Annotated in this window: 1 pseudogene; it reads left to right on the forward strand. The window is 40.9% G+C overall.

The features are described from left to right. Positions 1 to 242, forward strand: a pseudogene (locus ACJTHF_RS14090) (fibrinogen-binding protein); the annotation flags it as partial.

Genomic DNA, 242 nt, shown 5'->3' on the forward strand with positions numbered 1-242 from the left:
GTAACACTGATAGCAGCTCTGACTCTAACAGTGCTTCAAATTCTAGTTCTGATTCTGATTCAGACAAAGATACTGATGGAGATGGAATTCCTGATAAAGATGATAACGACATCGATGGCGACGGCGTTAATAATAAAGACGAAGAAGCTAACGGTACTGATCCAACTAACCCTGATACTGACGGTAATGGTGTAAACGATGGGGACGAAGATACTGATGGTGATGGTATTCCAAACAAAGTT

Origin of the sequence: Mammaliicoccus sp. RAM2 (assembly GCF_045897195.1) — a bacterium.
GTDB classification, from domain to species: domain Bacteria; phylum Bacillota; class Bacilli; order Staphylococcales; family Staphylococcaceae; genus Mammaliicoccus; species Mammaliicoccus sciuri.